General features: G+C 38.3%; 2 protein-coding genes and 1 pseudogene. All 3 read left to right on the top strand.

Translation table 11 applies throughout. From position 1 onward, the window contains the following. Positions 1-675: response regulator transcription factor (locus RDS42_RS14370; protein ID WP_308784258.1), on the top strand; the 675-nt coding region annotated here is incomplete at its 5' end. After that, positions 651-1916, top strand: a complete 1266-nt coding sequence (locus RDS42_RS14365; RefSeq protein WP_008706583.1) for a sensor histidine kinase KdpD — start codon at positions 651-653, stop codon at positions 1914-1916. The genes RDS42_RS14370 and RDS42_RS14365, both read left to right, overlap by 25 nt. Positions 1917-2018: 102 nt before the next feature. Continuing rightward, a pseudogene (locus RDS42_RS14965) lies at positions 2019-2196 on the top strand (ABC transporter ATP-binding protein); the annotation flags it as partial.

Raw genomic sequence — 2196 nt, 5'->3', positions numbered from 1 at the left:
GTGGTTGAAGATGATGAAAATTTAAATCGTGGAATTACATTCTCACTGAAAAAATCCGGATATGAGGTTTTTTCAGCAGAATCAGTGAAAAAAGCGAAAAGAATTGCAAGTGATAATAATGTGGATGTTACCATTTGTGATGTGAATCTTCCGGATGGGAATGGACTGGAATTTGTAAGGTGGATGAGATGCAATTATAATACATACATTATCTGTCTTACAGCACTAGATCAGGAGATGGATCAGGTCATGGGATATGAAGCAGGGGCAGATGATTATATTACAAAGCCGTTTAGTCTTTCGGTACTTCTTTTGAAAATAGAAGCACATTTCCGCCGCAGACAGGAGAAAACGGAAGCCGGAAAGATGATTTCGGGAGATATCGTATTTATCGCAGGAGAAATGAAAGTCCTGATAAAGAGTCGTGAAATCAGTCTGACAAAAACGGAGTTGAAAATGCTGACTTTTTTTCTTCAGAATCCGAAACAGATTCTTTCAAAAACACAAATATTGGAAAATGTGTTTGATCTGGAAGGGGATTTTGTGGATGAAAATACAATCGCTGTCAATATCAGAAGACTCCGTGAGAAAATCGAAGACAATCCGGCTGCACCGGTCTATATAAAGAATATCAGAGGTCTTGGGTATATATGGAATCAGGAGGTAAGGCAGTGACAAAGAGATATCGCAAGAAGATTACAGTAGTGCTCTCCTTGGTATTACCTGTCATATTATTGTTTGCAATATTAAATTGCTTTACCACGTATGTGTTTTATGAAGATTATAAATATAAAATGAATCTTATGACAGAGATTGCTGCAAAGGAAGAATTTTCCGGGCTGGATGCTGTTTCGGAATTGCTTAAGGATAAGGATATTGAAACTAACGAACAGGGAAGGCGATTATTGGAGCAATATGGATACTGGGGGAATAAAGGGAATGCATTTTATTCGCAATTCCGGCATCAGGTTATGGTGACCGGTGCTGTAAGCACTGTGATATGCGTGCTTCTTTTGACTTTTTTACTTTATTGGAAGAAAAAAGAAGATGCGTGTCATCAGAAAATTTTAGACCAGTTGGAAGAAATTCTGATCAGATTCCGTGAAAATAAATTTGATGATTTACTGAAAACGGAAAATCATGCAGAACTGGAAAAATTGAATGACCAGCTTGAAGCAATCGGACATCATATTCAGTTGATAAAGGAAGAAGCAAGGGCAGAAAAGGAGAACACGAAAGAAATGGTTTCTGATATTTCTCACCAGTTAAAGACACCGGTTGCAGCTTTGGATACATGTTTTAGTGTGCTGATGCAGAATGACTTAAGTGCCACAGAACAGGAGGAGTTTCGTATCCGTTGTCGGAGTGCTCTGGATGGACTGGAGACATTATTGCAGTCGCTTCTTGAAATATCCAAGATGGAAACTGGACTGATTCAGATTAATAAGAAAAAACTTCCGCTTATGGATACTGTCATATCTGCTGTGAACCGCACTTATCCTAAAGCGGATGAGAAAGAAATTGAATTCGTTTTTGACTATGAAAAAGAGCTGGAAACATGCACGATTATGCAGGATAAAAGGTGGCTTGGTGAAGCTGTGATCAACGTTCTGGATAATGCGGTCAAGTACAGTCCGTGTGGTTCAAAAATATTTATCCGGTTACAAAAAAGAAACGATCTTGTAAGAATGGAAATTGAGGATCAGGGAATTGGTATTCCGCAGAATGAGTATCACAAAATTTTTCAACGATTTTACAGAGGAAGTTCCAAGGAGGTCATGGAAAAGAGTGGTACAGGAATCGGACTTTTTCTATCGAGAGAAATTATCGAAAAACACGCAGGTACGATTACGGTAACCTCCGGCAAAAAGAAAAAAGGAAGCACGTTTGTGATTCAATTACCATATGTTGGTTAAATTTTAAGTGGGCAGAAATCTTACAATTCTGTAAGACTTCTGCTCGTTTTTTGAAAGTGAAATGAAAGATTGTCCTGATACAATTTGGATGTAGGTTGAAAAATGACCAAATATATAAACAGGCAAAGAAAGCGTGTTGAAAAGGTACGTTTTACAGAATTGAAAAGGAGGCAGCACATGAGTGTGATATTAGAAACCAAGCAGCTTTGTAAGTTTTATGGCGCAGGTGAGAATCAGGTCAAAGCGGTCAATCAGGTGGACATTCAGATTGAGCAGGGAG

The organism is uncultured Blautia sp., from assembly GCF_902497045.1.
Taxonomy (GTDB): domain Bacteria; phylum Bacillota; class Clostridia; order Lachnospirales; family Lachnospiraceae; genus Blautia_A.
This window is presented reverse-complemented; position numbering and strand designations above follow the sequence as displayed.